The following is a 1150-nucleotide window of genomic DNA, read 5'->3' on the forward strand; positions in this document are numbered from 1 at the left end:
ACGCCGGATCATATACGAATGAAAATAACCAATAACAAACTACCCCGCGATTTTAGGTCAATGGGCATTAAGCCCGACACTTAACGCCGCTTGGGTACAAAAAATCTATTAATCGCTGCTATGTTCAAAAATTTATCACTGAAGAATAAACTGGCTATCTCGGCCAGTGCTGCCATCATCCTTGGGGGCGTGTTAGTCGAAGGCTTGTCTTTTCGAGATTCGTTACAACGGTTGGATGCGGAAGTTGCCCAGCGTCTGGAAAGCACCAGCGCGTCATACAACCAGTACGTAAGTGATTGGCTACTCTCTAAAGAGCGAGCACTCACCTCCCTTTCTGCTGAGTCAGAAAAACGAGCCATCGTGACGCACTTGAAGCAGGTACGAGATTCCGGCGCGTTCGATAACGTCTTCCTCGCTTACCCAGACGGCTCACAAGACAACGCCAATGGGGTGATTTTACCGCCAGGCAATAATGACCCTCGCAAGTGGGGCTGGTACACCAACGCCATTGCCAATCCATCGAAAGTCTTTATGGATAACCCGACCGTTGCTGCTGCAACTGGTGCGAATGTAGTGTCGCTCGGTAAGGCGTTACAACTGCACGGCCAAACAACTGTACTGGGTGCAGATGTCGAAATTGGAGATATTTTAAACAGCCTCAACCAAGTGATCCTACCGGGTGAAGGCTACATGTTTATTGCCAACGATCAGGGCAATATTTTCACCCATAACGACAGCAAGCTCCTAAACCAACCAGTTAGCAAACTGGGCTTAAACAACAACGACATCACCAACGCTGCACGCTCAGGCACTGAACGTCGCGTGTCGATCAGCGGCACCGATTATGTGATTTATGCGCGTCCAATTGAGGGCACCAAGCTCACGACGGTAACGGTGTTGGATCACAACTCGTTGGTTGCACCACTTTACGATGCCGTTTGGGATCAAATTATCGCGACGGCTATCGTGGTTATCATCTGTGTGGCGCTGTTTAACCTGCTATGTAACATCTTGTTCCGCCCACTCTACAACGTTTCGAATGCGCTTTCGCAAATCGCTAACGGTAGCGGCGACTTGACTCAACGCATCAAAGTAGAAAACCGTGACGAAGTTGGTGAGCTGGCTGAAAACTTCAACCAGTTCGTTGAAA

The 1150-nt window shown here is 49.0% G+C and carries 1 protein-coding gene; it reads left to right on the forward strand.

Annotated features, from left to right (window positions below; genetic code table 11):
• Positions 1 to 120 precede the first annotated feature (120 nt).
• Positions 121 to 1150 (forward strand): cache domain-containing protein (locus R8O11_RS25015; protein ID WP_318194582.1); only part of this gene is annotated, 1030 nt, incomplete at its 3' end.

The organism is Vibrio sp. 1288 (genome assembly GCF_033344475.1).